Source organism: Pseudomonas sp. HY13-MNA-CIBAN-0226 (assembly GCF_040310305.1).
Taxonomy (GTDB): domain Bacteria; phylum Pseudomonadota; class Gammaproteobacteria; order Pseudomonadales; family Pseudomonadaceae; genus Aquipseudomonas; species Aquipseudomonas gregormendelii.
Map to the genome: position 1 here is coordinate 1 of NZ_JBEOPS010000183.1, position 281 is coordinate 281.

The 281-nt window shown below is 45.6% G+C and carries 1 pseudogene; it reads left to right on the forward strand.

The features are described from left to right. Positions 1–281 (forward strand): annotated as a pseudogene (locus AAEZ05_RS28325) (D-lactate dehydrogenase); the annotation flags it as partial.

A 281-nucleotide genomic window follows, 5' to 3' on the forward strand; every position in this document is an offset into this window, starting at 1 on the left:
GGTGGGGCTTTGGTCAAAAGAGGGCCCGCCTATACCGAGCTTGCGTTGTTTGCCCAAATAAACGAACAAGGACAGCTGGTATTGGTTAATCATCTAGACGTAGAGCTAGGTGATACGCCAGAAGAAATACTGACTAATTTGCAAAATGGTAATTTTGATAAAAGAGAATTACCTGATAGTGGCAAGCTCGCATCTGACAAAGAGTACATCGCCAGAGTAAAAGACGTTGATGCAAGCACGCCCAGTCGCTTTAATGCGGACAAGCGCAGACTGTATGAAGC